Consider the following 19,590-nt stretch of genomic DNA (forward strand, 5'->3'; position numbering starts at 1 on the left):
TTACCAATAAACTGTGTACAACGCGATCAGCAAACCTATAATGAGCAGGGCGCCGATTGTAAATGGCATAGCGGTTTTAAACATACTGCCATCCACTTCCAGCCCTTTCGGATTATTCTTACTTGCCGGATTTGCCAGCGAAATGACGATCATACCAACGATACACACCACAAACACTATGGCCATACGATCGATAAATGCCATTTCATAAACACCAGCCGCATTCGGAGCAGCCCAGCCAATCTGGTAAAGCGGCTGCAGATCCACCCACAACGGCAGGAACTTCAGCACAAACGACATCAGCAAACCAGCGATCATCGCAAATAAAGCTGCACCTGATGTAGTACGCTTCCAGAAGAAGCCCATGATAAACATCGCAAATACACCCGGAGAAACGAAGCCGGTATATTCCTGTATGAACTGGAATCCGCCTTTTTTGTCGATACCCAGGAAGTTGGATATTATGATTGCAATAACCATCGCGACAATCACCGTGGTGCGACCCACCCGCACGATAGTCTTTTCATCGGCATCTTTATTATAAATCTTCTTATAAATATCCAGTGAGAAAATAGTAGAAATACTATTGGCTTTACCTGCCAGGGAAGCTACTACTGCTGCGGTGAGCGCCGCAAATGCAAGCCCCTTCAGCCCTATAGGCAGCAGGTTAAGCAACACAGGATAAGCGTTATCCGGATTCAGTGATCCGTCTTTCAACATCTCATTATGATATAAACCCTGCTGGTACAATACATAAGCAGCAATACCAGGCAATACCACAATCACCGGCATCAGCAGTTTGAGGAAGCCGGCAAAGAGCAGGCCACTGCGGGCAGTACGGAGATCCGCACCCAGCGCACGCTGCGTAATATACTGGTTACATCCCCAGTAGTTAAGGTTCACAATCCACATACCCCCTACGAGAATACTGAGTCCCGGTAGATCTAGATAATGCGGCTGGTCCTTTTTAAAGATCATGTGGAAATGATCATCTGCATGTTCACGCAGCAGGCTGAACCCCTTGAGCACACCGGTAGTTCCGAAGTGTTCCGACACCAGTTGCAACGCCAGGTAAGTAGTAGCAAGACCGCCGAGAATAAGGAAGAATACCTGTATCACATCCGTATAACCGATAACCTTCATACCGCCCAGTGTGATCAGCACCGCGAAGAAGGATAATGCCACCATACATACATAGAAGTTAATACCGGAAATTTTGTTGATAGCCAGCGCACCCAGGTATAGTATGGATGTGAGATTCACCACCACATATAACAGCAGCCAGAACACCGCCATAATGGTGCTAACCGTCTGGTTATACCTCCGTTCCAGGAACTGAGGCATAGTGTAGATTTTGTTTTTCAGGTAGATGGGAAGGAAGAAAACCGCCACTACAATGAGTGTTGCAGCTGCCATCCATTCATAGGTAGAAATGGCCAGGCCCATAGTAAAGCCGGAACCGGACATCCCGATAAACTGTTCTGCTGAAATGTTGGAAGCGATCAGCGAAGCACCGATAGCCCACCAGGTAAGGGAACCTTCAGCAAGGAAGAAGTCTTTGGAGTCAGTAGAAGCCTTTTTCTTTTTTTGGTAGATGTAATAACCGTAACCGGCCACAATAACAAAGTATACCAGGAATACCAGGTAATCCACTTTGTGAAGTAAATTTTGCATAACTGTTCAAACGTGGTTATGAATGATGATAAAATGGAACAATATAGTAATAAAACGGAAATAAACGTAAAAAATACACTTGAATGGGCACACGGACGTTATCCTTGTTTTCATTGTCCCTCTAAAGCCTGCCTATAGCTCTCTGCTGATTGCTCCCTGTGCAAGCGCTGCTATCTTTTCTCCTATGACAGAGCCGATCGCAACGCCCATTCCGCCCATACGGACCCCTAAGATAATATTTTCAGAATATGTTTTAATAATAGGTTGCTTAGTTTTTCCAAAGGCCATAATACCGGTCCATCTGTCAGCTACGGCTACCCTACGGCCAGGCAATATTACCCGGTGCAGCAACTCTTCCAACTCATGATGGATACGGTCATTGAAGACAAACGCTGTAGACGTCTCCCCTGCAAAATCCAGTTGACGGCCGCCACCCAGCAGGATGCGCCCATCCAGTTCACGGAAATAATAGTAGCCTTCCTCAAAATGAAAGATGCCTTTGAAAGGCAGATCGCTCACCGGTTCGGTGATCAGCACCTGCCCTCTGCCAGGGACTACATCTTCATCAGGAAACAGCTGTTTGGTGAATGCATTGGTGCAAATCAACAGCTTATGGGCCTCAAATACCACTGACTCCTTCAGGGTATGATGATTCACAACAACGCTGACGCCTGTATGAAAATCTTCTACGTGGTCTATCAGGCAACCGGTTTTTATTTCTACACCGCTATGGATGGCAAGATCTATCAGGGCACGCATCATCATACCGGTGTGCAGCTCACCTTCAAAGTTGTTACGGATAACGGCTTTGATGTACTCTTTTGCAAAGCCGAAGGGAGTCAGCATTTCGTTCGTGAGTGTGAAAGCAGGAAGGTCGTTGAAGAGGAAGCGCATCATCTCATTGATCTCTTTAAGCTGATCCAGCGCCCATTCCTGTTTGGTACCAATCAGCTCATAACTGCCGTTCTCCCGGTAGCCGATATGCTTGTCGCCCAGGCGTTCCCGCAGCAACGCAAGCCCGGAAAGCCTCATCGCCACCAGGTTCAGTACATCCTCCACCGGCATTGTTTGCAAATCGGCCAGGATCTCCGTGAGGCTACCAATGCAGGCAAAGCCGGCATTCTTGGTACTGGCGCCTGTGGGCAATATTTCCCTTTCCAGTACCAATACCCTGGATTTGGGCTCCCGCTCTTTCAGCGTGATAGCGGCTGATAGTCCAACGATACCGCTGCCGGCAACGATGTAATCATATTTAAGTAGACTTTGCTTCTCCCAATAACTCAGCATGGATAGAGGTTTATATAGGGCACTCCTTTAAAGAGGTTATTAGCCGTTAGCCGTTAATATTAGCAGCTGGAAGCTAATAGCCTCTTTAAAAATAAAGATTATATGTGAATTTCATTTACCTGATTAACCTACGGTATCAGGTCGACATCTCCATGAAAGTATGCGTATCAAAATAAATCGTAAGAGAATCGAGCTTATCATCCTTAACGTTCCATAGCTCCACCACATCCCCATTGATCTTTCCCCGCGGAAAAACATAGTCGTAGTTTGCGATGACGCAGGCCCTGTTACCCGCCACGAAAGTTTCCTTCACACGCATGTCTGTAAAGAGTTGCGAAAATCTGCCAATGATCCCGATATATGTTTCTTTACCAACAAACGGCTCCCGTTTGGTCATATCTCCGCCAATGAACCTGAAATCATCAGCTATCACTGATTCCCAGCCCTGCTTCTTTGCGAAGCCGGCATAGTAAATGTCCAGTAGTTCTTTTGTTGTCATGATATGTAGATTTAAGTATGAGCAGGTTCTGACGGGAAACAGGACAGTCTTTGATGATGAGACACACAAAATAAAGTTAATAAAAAGCTGAAAGATGAAGTACACACATTTGCTATCTTTTCGAGCTTCAGATTTTTGTTCAGATACCGGAAGAATTGGTTAAATTAGGTAGCATACCTGAATCCGTATACTTGTTTTATAACTCCGGTTATCCTCATTACAATTACCCTAAAAACATTTGTATGAAAACTTGTATTTCCCTCATCACAGTATGTATCATTGCTGTTTGTATGCTATTAGCTTTTAAACCCGCCGCCACCGACACCTGTACAGGCGAAGGTCAGAAATTGGTGAACGGTATTTGTGAAACAGGCAGGAAGGTATGGCTGCCCTCTCATCATGCAGGAACCCGTTGGTACTGTTATTATGAGTATGTATTCAGCGATGGTTCCAAGAGCCGCATCTATACTATTTCTGGTAATTTTCCTTGTTTTGAACCAGTAGATTGATCAATAGAAAAAGATCATAACGACCGGTTGTAACTGCCTGCATCGACGGCGTTTACAACCGGTCGTCGTCTTTTTTTCATATCATGATAAGATATAGTTTTCGTAGATTCGGTTCAAATTAAAATCCAATGATTGCAACAAAAGCTTATGCAGCGCAGAGCGCCACAGCACCGCTCGGTCCGTGGAACATTGAGCGCCGGGAACCGGGTCCCCATGATGTACAGATCGAGATTTCATATTGTGGTGTTTGCCACTCTGATATCCACCAGGTAAGAGATGAATGGGGCGGTTCCATCTACCCCATGGTGCCAGGACATGAGATTGTAGGGCGTATCACAAAAGTTGGTGATCATGTGACCAGATTTAAAGTAGGCGACCTGGCAGGTATCGGCTGCTTTGTTGATTCCTGCCGCGTTTGCGACCCATGCAAAGCTGGTGAAGAACAGTATTGTGCAGAAGGGAACGCCAGTACTTACAACGGCTATGAGATGGACCGCAAAACGCTCACTTATGGCGGCTATTCTACCAGTATCGTAGTGGATGAAAAATATACGCTCAAAGTATCCGACAAACTGCCGCTGGAAGGTGTAGCACCTTTATTATGTGCAGGTATAACTACCTACTCTCCATTGCGTCACTGGAAAGTAGGCAAAGGCCACAAAGTAGCAGTATTGGGTCTTGGTGGTTTGGGTCACATGGCGGTAAAGCTGGCCGCGTCTTTCGGTGCAGAGGTAACTATGCTGAGTACTTCTCCGTCAAAAGAAGCAGACGCCAGAAAATTGGGCGCGCATCATTTTGCTTTGATCACAGATAAGGATGTAATGAAATCCCTGCGCAGTAAGTTTGATTTCATAATCAATACGATCTCTGCTCCGCATGAATATAATACCTACCTGAAACTGCTGACAATAAACGGTGTGATGATCGTACTGGGTATTCCGCCAGAACCTTCCCAGGTACCGGCGTTCAATCTGATTATGGGCCGCAAAAGCGTTGCAGGTTCTATGATAGGCGGTATCCGCGAAACCCAGGAAATGCTTGACTATTGCGCGGAACATAATATCGCCAGTGATGTGGAAGTTATCAACATCGAAGACATCAATACAGCATATGAGAGAATGATGAAAGGTGATGTGAAATATCGCTTTGTGATAGACATTGCAAGTCTGAAGAAATAAATCTTAGCTTTCAGTAATTAGCCGTTAGTTGTTAAACTTTAATGAAGTTAACAGCTAACGGCTAATTGCTTCTGCCAAACAAGTTAAAATTTGCAAAGAAATCATCAATTTCAGAACAGGACAGCGTTGTTACATACCCTAAATTTGTAAGCACCACAAACTACCCGAGGGCCTGCAAATGCAGTCCTGCATTGTGAATACTGCCACTTTTTGTGAGAGCTCTGAATAAATAACCAGCATTCAACCATGTAATTTATAGATCAGTTGTAAGACTGTCAGCAAGGAAATTAACCACGCAATATCTATCCTTTCATTTATTATAAAAACACCATTATGAAGTAGTTCCCTGTAAAACCAACAAAATCGTATAAGCATTCCCGTTATCGCTATTGAAAAACATATCCGTGCACCACGCACGGGCAGTTATCTTTTTTTCATCTTCTTAAATAATTTTTATGTCACGATTATCTACAACGATAATAAGGCTATTCCTATGTCTTATTCCCAGCCTGCCAGTGCTGGCGCAACAACCACGGCCTTCGGCGCCCCTTCCCGATCACTGCACATCAGCCAAAGCTATGGAGGACCTGTACAAACAACATCCTGAATCCCGGAAAACAGCCGCTAAGCTTGCATCATACACCAAAACATTTATTGCCAAAGCCAAACAACAATCGTCACAAGATGCACTGGATGTGCAATACACAATCCCCGTTGTATTTCACGTCAACGATCCGGCGAATCCGTACAAGGTAACGATGGAACAAATTCGTTCCGCTATCGACATCCTTAATGAAGATTATAACCTGCTGAATGCAGACCGGTCATTGATTGATCCGAGGTTTGCAGGCAGGATGGCCAATATTCATATCACCTTCCGGCTTGCAGATATAGACCCGTTAGGTAATCCTACTACCGGTGTCACTTATCATTACAATAGCTATACCGGCCGCGAACCTGATATAGAAGGAGCAGGACGTGCTGTAAAAAGTGTCTCCTACTGGCCAAGTGAAAAATACCTCAATATCTGGATAGTGAGTGAAGTGGAGAAAAAAGGCGTATACAACAACTCTGGATGGACCTTTCTACCAGACGAATGGGCAGCTAGCCAACACCTGGATGGCGTTGTGTACAACTGGCGCTACCTGGGCCGCCCCGGCGTTGGCTGTTCAGAGAATGGATACCCCTATATGAAACGCGTGCTCTCGCATGAAATAGGTCACTTCCTAAACCTGCAACATACCTTCCAGAATGAATGTAATGCACCAGGCGATGAAGTAGATGATACGCCGCCTACCAAATCAAATTATGGCAACTGTGATGTCAACGCCAGCTCATGCGGTGTAGTAGCCAATGTGGAAAACTATATGGATTATTCTGAGTGCGCGCGTATGTTCACGCAAGGTCAGAAAGACCGTATGCTGGCAGCGCTCAACAGTAATGTGGTACAACGCAATAACCTCTGGTCTGCAGCCAACCTGGCAGCGACGTTGCTGCCCCAGCCCGTTAGCCGCATTATATTCTCCACGAGCAGGTTTGATGAAAGTGACGTCAATGATGGCAGTGTACCCGGAACGGATACACTGAGAGCCACAGGTGGCGCCCATTTTGCTGTCAGCAGCGGTACTATGAGCAGCGGTACTCATTTCACCACACAGGGATTGCCTGCCGGACTTACAGTTACTATTGCAGTACTTAATGACACCACTGCTGCACTTACCTTTACCGGCAAAGCGTCACAGCATGCAGCCGCTAACACCGACAGCGTACGAATCACCTTCCTTGATCCTGCCATACAGGGAGGTGCTGGTAGCATATACCGGCCGTATGCCATGCTGGGCATAAATTTCATAGATCCGTACAGAATCGTTTATAGAGACATTCCTGATATTATCGTCAACAGTACCAGCACCTGGACTGCACTGGATTTAGGCCCGGGCGACGCCAAATTTGGCGGCTGGTTTAACAATGGTAAACTGCGACTGGAAACCTACCAGAAAGCCGCTGTGTGTGAAGGCACCACCCGTAATATTTCTCCGTTATCTCTCGGAACGCTTATATCCAGTGCTTCTTCCTTCGTGGCAGGCGGCGCCTATCCGGACGAGCACGATGTTTACAGTTCCACCTATACGAAATGGGTTGGGCAAACTGCTTATGCCGGTATCAAATTCACGCTCAACGGAAGAACCCACTACGGCTGGATACGCATGACTGTATCTGCCGACGGCAGTACCCTCACTATAAGAGACTATGCCTATAACGAAACACCTGATGCCGGAATTAATGCTGGTGATCCTGCCTCACTATCCTGGTCTGCTTCACAAATGAAAGAATACAAAGCCAACAATGGCTCCATCCGTGATACAATTGAGGTATCTGTGCGAGGCGCATCCTTTGCCATCAGCAACGGACTGTTCATCAACAATACCCATTACACGATAAATGGCATCCCTGCTGGTATGACACCACGTCTGCAGGCTGTAAATAACTCCCTCGCAAGGCTTACCTTGACCGGTATAGCACCCAACAACGCGGCAATAGATAACACCATCGTCACCGTTACCTTCCTCCCTGCCGCCTTTACCGGCAACGTGTCCGTTGCTGAGAGCAGTAAGCAGATCAGCATTGCCTTCCGCGATCCATATCAGATCAAATATGTAGATGTTAACGACACTACTTACACCGCCAATGCATCCAGTAACTGGTATTACTTCCTCGTGGATAACATTCAGGATGCTTCATACGGCCTGTGGATAGACAATAACGGTACAGGTAACCTCAGATTTGAAACCTACAGGAAGCCAATGGTATGCAACGGCACTACCAAAAACATCTCCCTCCTACCGGTTAACACCTTCATCAGTGACAGCTCCCACTTCGTGGCAGGCGGCGATTTTCCGGACGAACATATGCTGTATAGCACTGACTATACAGCCTGGAAAGGTAAAACCGGTTTTGCCGGCTTCAACTTCACCACAGATGGAGAAACATTCTACGGCTGGTTCAGGTTTAAAGTATCTGCTAACGGTGACAGCTATACGCTGATGGACTACGCTTATAACACCAGACCTGGCGCCTGTATTATGACAGGACAGAAAACCCAGCCACCCGGCGGCGTTGATACAACTGTGAACGCACAACAGTATTGCAGCGCCTCCACCGCGCTCAACTACAACACCATCACACGTGTGCGCTTCGCCAATCTCGACAACAGCTCCGGATGGAACGGCTACAAAGACTTTACTTCGCAGAAAGCCACTGTTACCGCAGGTCAGTCATACCCGCTGGAAATAAACCTCAACATCGAATACTGGCCTGATATTTCTGTAGCAGCATGGATCGACTGGAATGGAGATAAACTGCTGAACGATACCACTGAAAAAGTGTTTGTGAAACGTGCCTCTGGTCCTTACAAACAAACCATCACCGTACCTGCCAATGCCAAAACCGGAGCAACGCTCATGCGCGTGAGAATGGGTTATGGCAGTAATGTGAAGCCCTGCGGCGTTGACAACTATCAGGGTGAAGTGGAAGATTACACCATCCAGATAGTCAATGGAACCGCCATGATGGCAAAGGCCATCACCGGTGTTAATGAACAAAGTGTACATACTGCACTCACAGCAGTGAATCCTTTCTCTGATGTTATCTACATAAATTATCAGTCCGCATCATCAGATCCAGCACTGATCACCCTGTACGACATCAACGGGAATAAAGTAAAACAACAGCGCAACACCGTCGTGAAAGGCAACAACAGATTACAGCTGGATAACGTTTCTTCATTGTCTCCCGGAATATATATCCTGGATGTATGGCAGGGAACTAAGAGAACACAGATAAAACTGACGAAACAATAATTAGTGTAATTGATGTGATTAAGCTAAAGAACTAAGACTGGTGAGAATGGTGATAGATTGCAGTAAAGAATGAATGTTGATTGGTTAATACAAATAAAGAACCCGTTTTGGTTATCAAAACGGGTTCTTTGCTTTTATCATTATTACTATTATACGCTTATTCATCCTCGCTTATCACCATCATTCAAAATCATCAGAATCAAAAATAAGCCCGGCACATGAAAACATGACCAGGCTATATGTATTCTTAAAACAACTATTGACAAAAGATGATGATCCATCTATACTAAACAAGGTAACCGAAGAGGTTATCGTCTTTATTCAGTTCGGTGAAATGGAAGTTATACTTACGGAAATTAGCGATCAGCACATCGTAGTCTTCTTTGTTCTTGAGCTCTACACCTACCAGCGCGGGGCCTGTTTCCTTATTATGTTTCTGAATAAATTCAAAGCGTGTGATGTCGTCTGTAGGGCCGAGAATGTGATTCACGAACTCTTTCAAGGCGCCCGGACGCTGGGCAAAACGAACGATGAAATAGTGTTTCAATCCTTCGTAGAGCAGCGAGCGCTCTTTTATTTCCTGCATCCGGTCAATGTCGTTGTTGCTGCCGCTGATGACGCATACTACCTTTTTACCTTTTATCTCTTCAGCAAAATCATCGAGGGCCGTGATAGCCAACGCTCCGGCAGGTTCTACAACAATGGCATCTTCATTATATAGTTTAAGGATGGTGGAACACACCTTACCTTCTGGTACCAGGTGCATTTTATCCAGCACTTCCCTGCATATTTCGTAGTTGAGGTTACCCACTCTTTTCACAGCAGCACCATCTACAAAGCGCTCTATTTCATCGAGGGTAACAGGGCCTCCGTTTTCCAGTGCTCGCAGCATGGAAGGGGCGCCTTCCGGCTCTACGCCGATGACGCGGGTACGGGGGCTGTAAGTTTTAAAGTAAGTACCTACACCTGCAGCAAGGCCACCGCCGCCAACAGGTACAAACAAGAAGTCTATCTTTGACTGATCTTCTAAGATCTCCACTGCCACAGTGCCCTGACCTTCAATAATCTTTGGGTTATCAAACGGAGGGATAAAGGTCATTCCGTTTTCTTTGGTAAATGCCTGCGCTTCTGCAGAGCAATCGTCAAAAGTATCGCCAACGAGGCGTATTTCTATATTGTCGCCGCCAAACATGTTCACCTGGTTCACCTTCTGCTTGGGTGTGATGATAGGCATAAATACCACGCCTTTGATGTTCATGGCTTTACAGGCATAAGCGAAACCCTGCGCATGGTTACCTGCGCTGGCACAGGTAACGCCTTTGGCCAGCAGGTCGGCAGGAAGACTGCTGATCAGGTTGTAAGCTCCACGCAGTTTATAGGAGCGTACAATCTGCATATCCTCTCTTTTCAGATATATATCACAGTTATAACGCCGCGAAAGTGTGGCGCTATAGGTGAGTGGCGTACGTGTCACCACCGGCTTCAGCTTTACCGCTGCATCAAGGATATTCAGGGGACTCACTCCTGCTGCTACATTGGACATAAAAATCGTGTTGTTTGGATATCAGTACTAAAAGCTGATAGCTTTTAGTACTGATAAATAAATCTATTTACGCATTAGGGCGCAGCTTACGAACAGCTGCACCAGCCTGCCACATTTCACTTTCGCGGAGTTCTTTCAGTTCTTCGTTGAGGCGCTCACGATAGTCAGGAGTGCTGTTGGACGCAATAGAGCGGGCAGCTTCCTTACCTGCAGCTACACTGGAGTACAGCTCATCAAATACAGGCTGGGTAGCTTCTTTGAATTTCTTCCACCAGTCAAGCGCACCGCGCTGTGCAGTGGTAGAGCAGTTAGCATACATCCAGTCCATACCATTCTCTGCTACCAGCGGCATCAGTGATTGTGTGAGCTCTTCTACAGTTTCGTTGAAAGCTTCAGAAGGAGAGTGGCCATTCTTGCGCAGCGTTTCGTACTGTGCAGCGAAGATACCCTGGATACAACCCATGAGGGAACCGCGTTCACCGGTGAGATCGGAGAATACCTCTTTTCTGAAATCAGTTTCAAACAGGTAGCCGGAACCAACGCCGATACCCAGTGCTACTACGCGCTCTTTTGCACGGCCGGTAGCGTCCTGGAAGATAGCGTAGCTGGAGTTCAGACCCTGACCAGCCAGGAACAGGCGGCGCAGAGAAGTACCGGAACCTTTAGGCGCAACGAGGATCACATCAACGTCAGCAGGAGGAATGATACCTGTCTGATCTTTATACGTAATACCAAATCCATGAGAAAAATACAATGCCTTGCCTGGAGTCAGGTATGGTTTCAGCACAGGCCAGAGGGTGATCTGACCAGCGTCAGACAGGAGGAACTGAATGATAGTACCTTTCTGTGCAGCTTCTTCGATCTCGAACAAGGTTTCACCAGGAACCCATCCGTCAGCTACTGCTTTATCCCATGTTTTGGAATTTTTACGCTGTCCTACGATAACGTTGAAGCCGTTGTCTTTCAGGTTCAGAGCCTGACCGGGGCCTTGCACGCCGTAACCGATCACTGCTATCACTTCATTTTTCAGTACTTCCCTTGCTTTCTCCATAGGGAATTCTTCCCTGGTTACTACTTCTTCAAGAACCCCTCCAAAATTGATAGTTGCCATGTTTTGATAATGTTTGTTTTTAAAAAGATTAGTTGTTTACAGAATTACAGACTGCCCGCTTCGGTTTTGGACAGCTCTTTCAGATGATCATGGAAGCGGCGGCTCCATTTCACAATGGCTACACGGCCGCTTTTGGAATATTCTATGAGCCCGTATGGTTCGAGCTTTTTAATAAAGTCTGTCAGCTCCTGCTGATGACCGGTTTTCTCGATCACGAAATAATCGGCGGTGATAGTCAGGATGCGTGCCTGGTTCTCGCGGATCAGTCTTTCGATGTCACCGGTGTGCAGTGATTTGGTAGATATTTTATACAGGGCCAGCTCCTGGTACACCACCTCGTCTTCGTCATGAACAAAGGCGCGGTGTATTTCAATCAGCCTTTCGATCTGGCCAACCACCTTATCCAGTTTTTCACGTGTAGACATCACCGTTATAATGAACTTATACACGCCAGGGATCTCAGTTTCAGCCGTTGTGAGACTGGTAATATTGATACCCCTGCGGGTAAATATGATAGTGATACGGTTCGTGATGCCTATACGGTCTTCCGTATATACCGTTACTGTATATTCCTTTTGCATAAGAAAAAGCTTGGTCGGTCCCTCTCTTCACTGCGGTGAGGAGAAGGTTTATTTCTGATTAAAAAATTATCTGTCGCTGCTGAAAAATCCGGTGGTACTACTCCAGTCTGATGGCCGCAACTGGTGCTCCGGCCGGAACCATTGGAAATACGTTGTCTTCCTTTTCCACTACCACTTCCAGGAGGTAAGCTCCTTTGTGGGCCAGCATCTCATCGACGGCGGCGGAAATGTCTTCACGTGCTGTTACTTTCTTACCCGGGATAAAAAATCCTTTGGCGATCTGCACAAAATCAGGATTGACCATTTCGGTGGATGAATAACGTTTGTCGAAGAACAACTGCTGCCACTGGCGAACCATGCCAAGGAAGTTATTGTTCAGGATGACAATCTTTACACCGATGCTGGACTGGTAAATAGTACCCAGTTCCTGTAAGGTCATCTGGAAGCAACCATCACCGATGATGGCCACTACTTCTTTTTCAGGCGTGCCCATTTTGGCGCCCATGGCTGCCGGTAACGAAAAGCCCATGGTTCCCATACCACCGGAGGTGATGTTGGTATTAGGATTCTTAAAGCCATAGTAGCGGGATGCGACCATCTGATGCTGACCAACATCTGTTACCAGTACAGCTTCTCCCTTTGTTTTTTCTGAGATGAGACGAATAACTTCGGCCATCTTCAGTTCACCTTCCTCCGGATACAGTTCTTTATGTTGTACTTTATCGTATTCTTTCTGGTGAGCGGCTTTGAATTCAGCCATCCATGCTTCATGCTTTGCCAGCTTCACTTCCTGCAATAATGCTTGCAGCGCGGTTTTGGCATCAGCGTGTATACCCACGTCTGCTTTGATGATTTTGTTGATCTCGGCTGCATCTATTTCGATATGTATCACCTTTGCATTTTTGGCGTAGGTTTCTACATCTCCGGTTACACGGTCATCGAAGCGCATACCCACTGCGATGAGCACGTCGCATTCACCGGTGAGGATATTAGGCGCGTAGTTGCCGTGCATACCCAGCAGGCCCACGTATTGCGGATGATCTACAGGCACCGCTGAAAGGCCCAGCAGTGTGGATGCTACGGGGATGCCTGCATTCTCTGCCAGTGCGATCAGTTCTTTCTCAGCACCTGCCAGTAATACGCCATGACCACAGAGAATAAAAGGTTTCTGCGCATTGTTGATCAGCTCAGCTGCTGTGGAAATATCTTCCCGGTTCAGTTCTGGTACGGGCTGATAACTGCGTATATAGGTACATGGTGTATATTCATACTCACATTCGGCAAACTGCGCATTCTTGGTTATGTCTACCAACACAGGGCCGGGGCGGCCGCTGCGGGCGATATAGAAAGCTTTGGCAACAGCGGCAGGAATATCTTCTGCGCGTGTAACCTGAATATTCCATTTGGTGATAGGCATGGTGATGCCTATTACATCTGTTTCCTGGAAAGCGTCTGTACCCAGTAATGAAGCAGCTACCTGGCCGGTGATGCACACCATGGGGGTACTGTCCATATAAGCGTCTGCCAGCCCTGTGACCAGGTTGGTAGCGCCCGGACCGGAAGTAGCAAAAGCCACTCCTACCCTGCCTGAACTGCGGGCATATCCCTGGGCAGCGTGCGTAGCACCCTGTTCATGCCTTACAAGTATATGATGGACCTGGTCCTGAAAATCATACAGCGCGTCATAGATAGGCATGATAGCGCCACCGGGGTAACCAAAAATAGTATCTACTCCTTCTGCTATCAGTGAGCGTATAAGAGCTTCGGCGCCGGTGATTACAGGTTTAGCGGTCAACCGTTTATCAGCTGTCTCAGCCTTCATCGGTAACACATCCTTCTGTTGCATTTTTAACAAGTTTTGCGTACTTAAATAAGATTCCATTGGATACCTTCAATGCGGGCTGTATCCACTGTGCCTTGCGGGCTGCCAGCTCTTCAGCGCTGATGTTTACATTGATCGTATTGTTCACTGCATCTATTTCAATAATATCGTTGTCTTTTACCAGTGCTATTGTTCCACCTTCGAATGCTTCGGGTGTGATGTGTCCTACCACAAAACCATGTGTACCACCGGAGAAACGGCCGTCAGTGATAAGCGCTACGTTTTTGCCGAGCCCCACGCCCATGATGGCACTGGTAGGCTTCAGCATTTCCGGCATACCGGGTGCGCCCTTGGGGCCTACCTGGCGGATTACTACTACATCGCCAGACTGCACTCTTCCTGACTGAATGCCTGCTATCAGTTCAAACTCGCCATCAAATACGCGGGCTGGTCCCTTGAACCGCTCACCCTCCTTACCGGTTATTTTCGCTACTGAGCCTTGCTCAGCGAGGTTACCGTAAAGTATCTGTATATGACCGGTTTCTTTCAATGGTTTCTCCAGCGGCGTAATGATGTCCTGCGCTCCGAAATCAATATCTGGTATGCTGTCCAGATTTTCGGCGATGGTTTTACCCGTTACGGTCATGCAATGTCCGTGCAGGCGTCCCTGTTTGAGCAGGTATTTCATTACCAACGGAATACCGCCGATATTGTGCAGGTCTTCCATCAGGTATTTGCCGCTCGGCTTCAGATCGCCGATGAGCGGCGTTTTATCGCTGGCATGCTGGAAATCTTCCAGTGTAAGCGATACGCCTACTGATTTGGCGATAGCGATGAAATGCAGTACAGCGTTGGTACTGCCACCCAGTGCCATAATCACAGTGAGTGCATTTTCAAATGCCTCCTTCGTCATAATATCCCTGGGCTTAATATCTTTTTCCATGAGCACGCGGATGTACTTGCCTGCTTCGAGACATTCTTCCTGCTTTTCCTTGCTCAGGGCAGGGTTGGATGAACTGTACGGAAGGCTCATACCCAGTGCTTCGATAGCAGAAGCCATGGTGTTGGCAGTATACATACCGCCACACGCACCTGCACCCGGACATGAGTTCTGAATGATACCTTTGAAATCGCCTTCATCCAGCTGGCCTGCCATCTTCTGTCCCAGTGCTTCAAATGCCGAGATGATATTGAGGTCCTGGCCTTTGTATTTACCTGGTGCGATAGTTCCGCCGTAAACCATGATGGAAGGACGGTTGAGACGACCCATCGCCATGATTGAACCGGGCATATTCTTATCGCATCCGGGTACTGTGATGAGTGCATCGTAGTACTGCGCACCGCAAACAGTTTCAATGGAATCAGCGATCAGATCACGGCTTACCAGTGAGTAACGCATACCCGGCGTACCATTGCTGATACCGTCGCTCACGCCAATGGTGTGGAAGATAAGGCCAACGAGATTGTTGTCCCATACGCCCTTTTTCACTTCTTTAGCGAGATCGTTGAGGTGCATGTTGCAGGTGTTGCCATCATAGCCCATACTGACGATGCCGACTTGCGCTTTCTTCAAATCTTCCTCCGTAAGCCCGATGCCATATAACTGTGCCTGCGCTGCGGGTTGCGTAGGGTCCTGCGTGATCGTTCTGCTGTATTTATTTAATTCCATTGCTGATAGATATTTCCCGGATTACCTTTTATGGATAGTTATCCTATTTTAAAAATGTCTGCACAAATTACCGGGTAGTGTTGTCAAATTCAAACTAACAATTCCAAAATAACCGGTCTTCAAATCTGCCCTTATGGCTCTCAAATCCTTTACTACAGAGAATTGTAAGTTTTTCGTTTTACAAGACCCAACCCTGATAGAATAGTTTTTAGCTTTTAGCCGTTAGCTTTCAGTTTCTTGATTTACAGTTTAAAAGCTAATGGCTAAAAGCTGATAGCTATTACGCCAGCTGTGCTTCGCGCTGAAAGGACTTTTCGAGTACCCTTGCCTTATAAGCCTGCTGCAGTACTTTACCAAGAGAAGACTGCCATGACTTACTGAATGCCTGTCCATCGAGTGACTCAAGACCAATCACTTCTGCAGCGGTACCGCAGAAGAAAGCACATTCTGCTTCTTTCAGTTCAGCGATGGTGAAAAGTTTTTCTTCAAGAGGAATATTGAGTTCTTTGCAAAGTTCTATAACGGTGGCGCGGGTGATGCCTGGGAGGATGTTGCCGGCAGGTGGGGTGAAGATCTTGCCGTCTTTTTCGAAGAAGATATTAGCGCCAGGGCCTTCTGCTACAAAACCATTCATATCCAGTAACAGCGCTTCATCGTAACCTTTCTCTTTTGCTTCCTGTGAGGCCAGTATCGAGTTTACATATAAACCGGCCGACTTGGATTCTATCTTGAACGCCTTCGGGTTTGGTCGCTCGAAAGAGGAGGTCATTACGCGCAGCAGCTTCTCTCCGAGGTACGCTCCCCATTCCCAGGCGCATATCAGTATCTGCGATTCCGATGCGGCCTTGAGGGTCATGTTAGGAGGACAGAATACCAGCGGCCTTATGTATGCTTCTTCCATATTGTTCATCTCCAGTACCTTGTAAGAAGCGGCTATCAGCTCTTCGTTATTGAATTTGTAAGGTATGTGGATGAGCTCACAAGAGCGCTGCAGGCGGTCGAAGTGTTCTTTTGCCTTGAATATCTTCACTTCTCCGTTCGCTGTTTTATAAGCGCGGATGCCCTCAAACACGGCATAGCCGTAATGTAACGATTGACCGAAAAGGTCTGTGGTGGTGGATGTAGCCTTGCGGAACTCACCGTTAATGTAAAGAATGGTGTTGTCGTTGTAGTAGCTATACATAAAAATTAGAATTATCCTGTTTATTGGTTGAAGGGCGCCGGCCCAAAAAAAAAGCCTTCCTCTTTGCGGAGGAAGGCGTTTATCATTTTGTGATTTTATGCACGTGTACCTATCCTCCATACTGGTGGCTAATAATGACAACGACAATAATCACGACCTTCGTGATAGCCCAGTTGAGCTGAGGTACGATGTGATTAAGTTTTATATTGTCTTTATTTACCCACATGGAGGCGATTGATTTTTTCTATCGATACAAATGTATTTGTGAAAAAAATAAAAAACAACAAGCGGTCAAATTTTTCGTGAAAAATTAATCACATAAAGCGTTTTTGAAAATATTCAAAAAAACAGTTCAATAGCTGCGTATTTTCTAAACATACTATAAAGACATTGTTAATTATATACTTCAGGGCTGGTTGGAAAAATCGTACCGGCCCCGTCCGGCTGGCATACATCCCCACATCAAGTCCACATCAAGTCCACATCAAGTCCGCCTATACTCCTCTATTCCTCCGTGGATCACGGTTGTAGCACGGTAGTTTCCGGCAGGGAACACTCCTTTTAGCCCCTATACCACCCCGGAACCCGGCCAGGCAAAAAAAATCCCCCACACCAAAAGGCGTGGGGGACGAAATGAGTTCATTTCATTTGTTCACTATCTAACCTGTTCGCTTACATGCAGACACTTATCGATGATCTGCTGCAATATTTCCTGTTTTTCTATGAGGCGCTGTAAAAGCACCAGCTGGTTGTGTGCACGGTCGTAGTTATGTTCCGCATACTTCACAGGGTAATAAACATCCCCATTAAGGTAATCAGTGAGGAAGCGTATTCCCTGCATGTAGATCATGAACTTACCGGCGAAGAACAGTTGTTCCTTTTCTACTTTCGTCAGTGTTCCGCCTATTTCTCCAAGATATCCCTGCATCAGGGCTTCATAGTATTCTTCGCGGACAATGACCTGTTTGACATCCCTTTCTTCCTCTGAAACAGGACACACATAAGTGCGTACCATATCGCCAAGATCGGAGATGATTTTTCCCGGCATCAGTGTGTCCAGGTCACACACGCAGATACCTTCATATGACTCTTTGTTGAGCAGCACATTATTGATTTTGGTATCATGGTGCATGAGATGATCCCTGAATTCAGGATTTGTTTTTAACTGTTCATACGTGACTGCGATATCAGAATATCGGAGGAAGGCCTCAATCAGCGCTTCTGCTGCTGCCTTTCTGTCTTCCTTGGCCGTACGGATGGCTTCCTGGAAAGCACTGTAGCGGAGGGTAAGATTGTGAAAGTTCGGAATTGAAGCTCTAAACGGCTTCAGATCGATGCCCGAAAGGTAACCGGCAAGGCGGCCAAACTGTTTAGCTGCTTCAAATGCCTGCTTTGGGCTGTCGGCCTGATCCACCGTCACGGAATCGGCAATAAATGGAATCATACGCCAGTATTCGTTGTCCAGCACAAAAAGCTCTTCCCCGTTCACTGTAGGGATCGGCGTGATGAACAGATAGCCGGGATGATGTACTGCGAGATAATCAGCTGCCATACGTTGATTGGCGGCAATAACCTCTGGTTCCCTGAATACGTTTACATTAATCTTCTGTAGAACATACTTGCTGCCGTCCTGCTTCTTTTCGAGCAAAAAGGTGTTATTGATGTGGCCTGATCCGAATTTGCGGATCTGCAATCCTTCAGGCCCCAGTCCGAAAGCCTGAAGGATCAGTTTGTTGGGTTTTATTTCCATAAATTGTCGGGATATTCTCCATTTTTAACCAAAGCCGACAAGCTGGCCTGCACGCCCGGTGCATCTTCTTTGTAAGTAACCCCAAACCATTGTGCTGTGGTAGGTAACACCTTTACCTGTCCTACATTCCGGCTGATAAACTCATCTGCCACAATCGGGATGAAGAATTCCGATTTAGGATTACCGATGTTTTTATCCAGGAACTCAATGAACAGTTGCTGGCTCAGTTCAAATACGCTGGGATGGAATCCCCAGAAGTTCATGGACACAGGCGTGTTTGCTGCAAGCGGATGCTTGCTGCCATCAGCTTCTTCATAAACAATCTGACCATCTTCTGTATAGATCTTAGTTCTTTCATTGATAGCAGCAAGGTTTCCCTGATCATTCACCTGGCACACGCCACGGGATACAGAACCATGCACGCTCACTGTTTTACCTAATTCATAACCTACAACGCTGTAGATATCTGCCTTAGCTTCGCCATTCAGGAAAGCAGCCATTTTTACAAAGGCATCAGCGCCATAGAAATCATCTGCATTAATCACTGCAAACGGCTCATTGATGGCATTCTTCGCGCACAGAATTGCATGTGCGGTACCCCAGGGCTTTGTTCTTTCCGCAGGCACAGTGTGATTACCAAGGAATGCGTCCATTTCCTGGTATACGTAATCCGTGGCCACGCGGCCTTTCAGCTTAGGCTCAAAAATCTCCTTGAACTCTTTTTCAAATTCCTTGCGGATAATAAACACTATCTTGCCAAAACCGGCACGGATAGCGTCATAAATAGAGTAGTCAATGATAGTCTCACCGCTTGGACCAAATGCCTGGATTTGCTTTAAACTTCCATACCGGCTGGCCATTCCGGCCGCCAAGATCAATAAAGTCGGTTGCATTTTTTAGTTATTAGTTTATATTTTTCAATGA

At 46.6% G+C, this 19,590-nt stretch carries 14 protein-coding genes; 3 read left to right on the forward strand and 11 right to left on the reverse strand.

Features of this window, described 5'->3' with window-relative positions; translation table 11 throughout:
- The 3 genes from VM802_RS30105 to VM802_RS30115 form a co-directional block, all read right to left on the reverse strand.
- A complete protein-coding gene (locus VM802_RS30105; RefSeq protein ID WP_325537848.1) occupies positions 1-1,674 on the reverse strand; it encodes a sodium/sugar symporter in 1,674 nt (557 codons plus the stop codon).
- Between the two features lie 132 nt (positions 1,675-1,806).
- Positions 1,807-2,961 (reverse strand): NAD(P)/FAD-dependent oxidoreductase, encoded by a 1,155-nt coding sequence (locus VM802_RS30110; protein ID WP_325537850.1) that lies wholly within the window; start codon positions 2,959-2,961, stop codon positions 1,807-1,809.
- Between the two features lie 136 nt (positions 2,962-3,097).
- Positions 3,098-3,460, reverse strand: a complete 363-nt coding sequence (locus tag VM802_RS30115; protein ID WP_325537852.1) for a nuclear transport factor 2 family protein — start codon at positions 3,458-3,460, stop codon at positions 3,098-3,100.
- 242 nt (positions 3,461-3,702) lie between these two features.
- Here VM802_RS30115 and VM802_RS30120 point away from each other — a divergent pair, with 242 nt between their 5' ends.
- The 3 genes from VM802_RS30120 (at position 3,703) to VM802_RS30130 (ending at position 9,007) form a co-directional block, all read left to right on the forward strand.
- Positions 3,703-3,969, forward strand: coding sequence for a hypothetical protein (locus VM802_RS30120; RefSeq protein WP_325537854.1), 267 nt, complete (start codon positions 3,703-3,705; stop codon positions 3,967-3,969).
- Between the two features lie 128 nt (positions 3,970-4,097).
- Positions 4,098-5,147 carry an NAD(P)-dependent alcohol dehydrogenase gene (locus VM802_RS30125; protein ID WP_325537856.1) on the forward strand — a complete coding sequence of 350 codons (1,050 nt, stop codon included), beginning with the start codon at positions 4,098-4,100 and terminating at the stop codon, positions 5,145-5,147.
- Positions 5,148-5,602: 455 nt separating this feature from the next.
- The gene (locus tag VM802_RS30130; protein ID WP_325537858.1) at positions 5,603-9,007 is read left to right on the forward strand and encodes a zinc-dependent metalloprotease; all 3,405 of its coding nucleotides are present in this window, start codon (positions 5,603-5,605) and stop codon (positions 9,005-9,007) included.
- A 286-nt stretch (positions 9,008-9,293) separates the two neighbouring features.
- Here VM802_RS30130 and ilvA read toward each other — a convergent pair whose 3' ends face one another.
- The 8 genes from ilvA to VM802_RS30170 all read right to left on the reverse strand — a co-directional run bounded on the left by ilvA (position 9,294) and on the right by VM802_RS30170 (position 19,559).
- Positions 9,294-10,550 (reverse strand): threonine ammonia-lyase IlvA, encoded by a 1,257-nt coding sequence (gene ilvA, locus VM802_RS30135; protein ID WP_325537861.1) that lies wholly within the window; start codon positions 10,548-10,550, stop codon positions 9,294-9,296.
- Between the two features lie 67 nt (positions 10,551-10,617).
- Positions 10,618-11,661, reverse strand: coding sequence for a ketol-acid reductoisomerase (gene ilvC / locus VM802_RS30140; protein WP_325537863.1), 1,044 nt, complete (start codon positions 11,659-11,661; stop codon positions 10,618-10,620).
- 44 nt (positions 11,662-11,705) lie between these two features.
- Positions 11,706-12,242 carry an acetolactate synthase small subunit gene (gene ilvN, locus VM802_RS30145; RefSeq protein WP_325537865.1) on the reverse strand — a complete coding sequence of 179 codons (537 nt, stop codon included), beginning with the start codon at positions 12,240-12,242 and terminating at the stop codon, positions 11,706-11,708.
- A 97-nt stretch (positions 12,243-12,339) separates the two neighbouring features.
- Complete coding sequence (ilvB, locus tag VM802_RS30150; RefSeq protein WP_325537867.1) at positions 12,340-14,088, reverse strand: biosynthetic-type acetolactate synthase large subunit; 1,749 nt, start codon at positions 14,086-14,088, stop codon at positions 12,340-12,342.
- Complete coding sequence (ilvD, locus tag VM802_RS30155; RefSeq protein WP_325537870.1) at positions 14,054-15,733, reverse strand: dihydroxy-acid dehydratase; 1,680 nt, start codon at positions 15,731-15,733, stop codon at positions 14,054-14,056. The genes ilvB and ilvD overlap by 35 nt, the downstream gene beginning before the upstream one ends.
- A gap of 280 nt (positions 15,734-16,013) precedes the next feature.
- Positions 16,014-16,916 carry a branched-chain amino acid transaminase gene (locus VM802_RS30160; protein WP_325537872.1) on the reverse strand — a complete coding sequence of 301 codons (903 nt, stop codon included), beginning with the start codon at positions 16,914-16,916 and terminating at the stop codon, positions 16,014-16,016.
- Positions 16,917-17,571: 655 nt separating this feature from the next.
- The gene (locus VM802_RS30165) at positions 17,572-18,666 is read right to left on the reverse strand and encodes a phosphotransferase enzyme family protein (protein ID WP_325537874.1); all 1,095 of its coding nucleotides are present in this window, start codon (positions 18,664-18,666) and stop codon (positions 17,572-17,574) included.
- Positions 18,657-19,559 (reverse strand): nucleotidyltransferase family protein, encoded by a 903-nt coding sequence (locus VM802_RS30170; protein WP_325537877.1) that lies wholly within the window; start codon positions 19,557-19,559, stop codon positions 18,657-18,659. Before VM802_RS30170 ends, VM802_RS30165 begins: the two co-directional genes overlap by 10 nt.
- Positions 19,560-19,590: the final 31 nt, after the last annotated feature.

Origin of the sequence: Chitinophaga sp. (assembly GCF_035538455.1) — a bacterium.
Taxonomy (GTDB): Bacteria; Bacteroidota; Bacteroidia; order Chitinophagales; family Chitinophagaceae; genus Chitinophaga.

What these genes read in the sequence shown, in the direction of transcription:
- VM802_RS30110 (WP_325537850.1), bottom strand. Translation starts at nt 2,961, where the DNA reads ATGCTGAGTTATTGGGAGAAGCAAAGTCTACTTAAATATGATTACATC.
- ilvA (WP_325537861.1), bottom strand. Translation starts at nt 10,550, where the DNA reads ATGTCCAATGTAGCAGCAGGAGTGAGTCCCCTGAATATCCTTGATGCA.
- VM802_RS30160 (WP_325537872.1), bottom strand. Translation starts at nt 16,916, where the DNA reads ATGTATAGCTACTACAACGACAACACCATTCTTTACATTAACGGTGAG.
- ilvD (WP_325537870.1), bottom strand. Translation starts at nt 15,733, where the DNA reads ATGGAATTAAATAAATACAGCAGAACGATCACGCAGGACCCTACGCAA.
- VM802_RS30170 (WP_325537877.1), bottom strand. Translation starts at nt 19,559, where the DNA reads ATGCAACCGACTTTATTGATCTTGGCGGCCGGAATGGCCAGCCGGTAT.
- VM802_RS30130 (WP_325537858.1), top strand. Translation starts at nt 5,603, where the DNA reads ATGTCACGATTATCTACAACGATAATAAGGCTATTCCTATGTCTTATT.
- VM802_RS30120 (WP_325537854.1), top strand. Translation starts at nt 3,703, where the DNA reads ATGAAAACTTGTATTTCCCTCATCACAGTATGTATCATTGCTGTTTGT.
- ilvN (WP_325537865.1), bottom strand. Translation starts at nt 12,242, where the DNA reads ATGCAAAAGGAATATACAGTAACGGTATATACGGAAGACCGTATAGGC.
- ilvB (WP_325537867.1), bottom strand. Translation starts at nt 14,088, where the DNA reads ATGCAACAGAAGGATGTGTTACCGATGAAGGCTGAGACAGCTGATAAA.
- VM802_RS30115 (WP_325537852.1), bottom strand. Translation starts at nt 3,460, where the DNA reads ATGACAACAAAAGAACTACTGGACATTTACTATGCCGGCTTCGCAAAG.
- VM802_RS30125 (WP_325537856.1), top strand. Translation starts at nt 4,098, where the DNA reads ATGATTGCAACAAAAGCTTATGCAGCGCAGAGCGCCACAGCACCGCTC.
- VM802_RS30165 (WP_325537874.1), bottom strand. Translation starts at nt 18,666, where the DNA reads ATGGAAATAAAACCCAACAAACTGATCCTTCAGGCTTTCGGACTGGGG.
- VM802_RS30105 (WP_325537848.1), bottom strand. Translation starts at nt 1,674, where the DNA reads ATGCAAAATTTACTTCACAAAGTGGATTACCTGGTATTCCTGGTATAC.
- ilvC (WP_325537863.1), bottom strand. Translation starts at nt 11,661, where the DNA reads ATGGCAACTATCAATTTTGGAGGGGTTCTTGAAGAAGTAGTAACCAGG.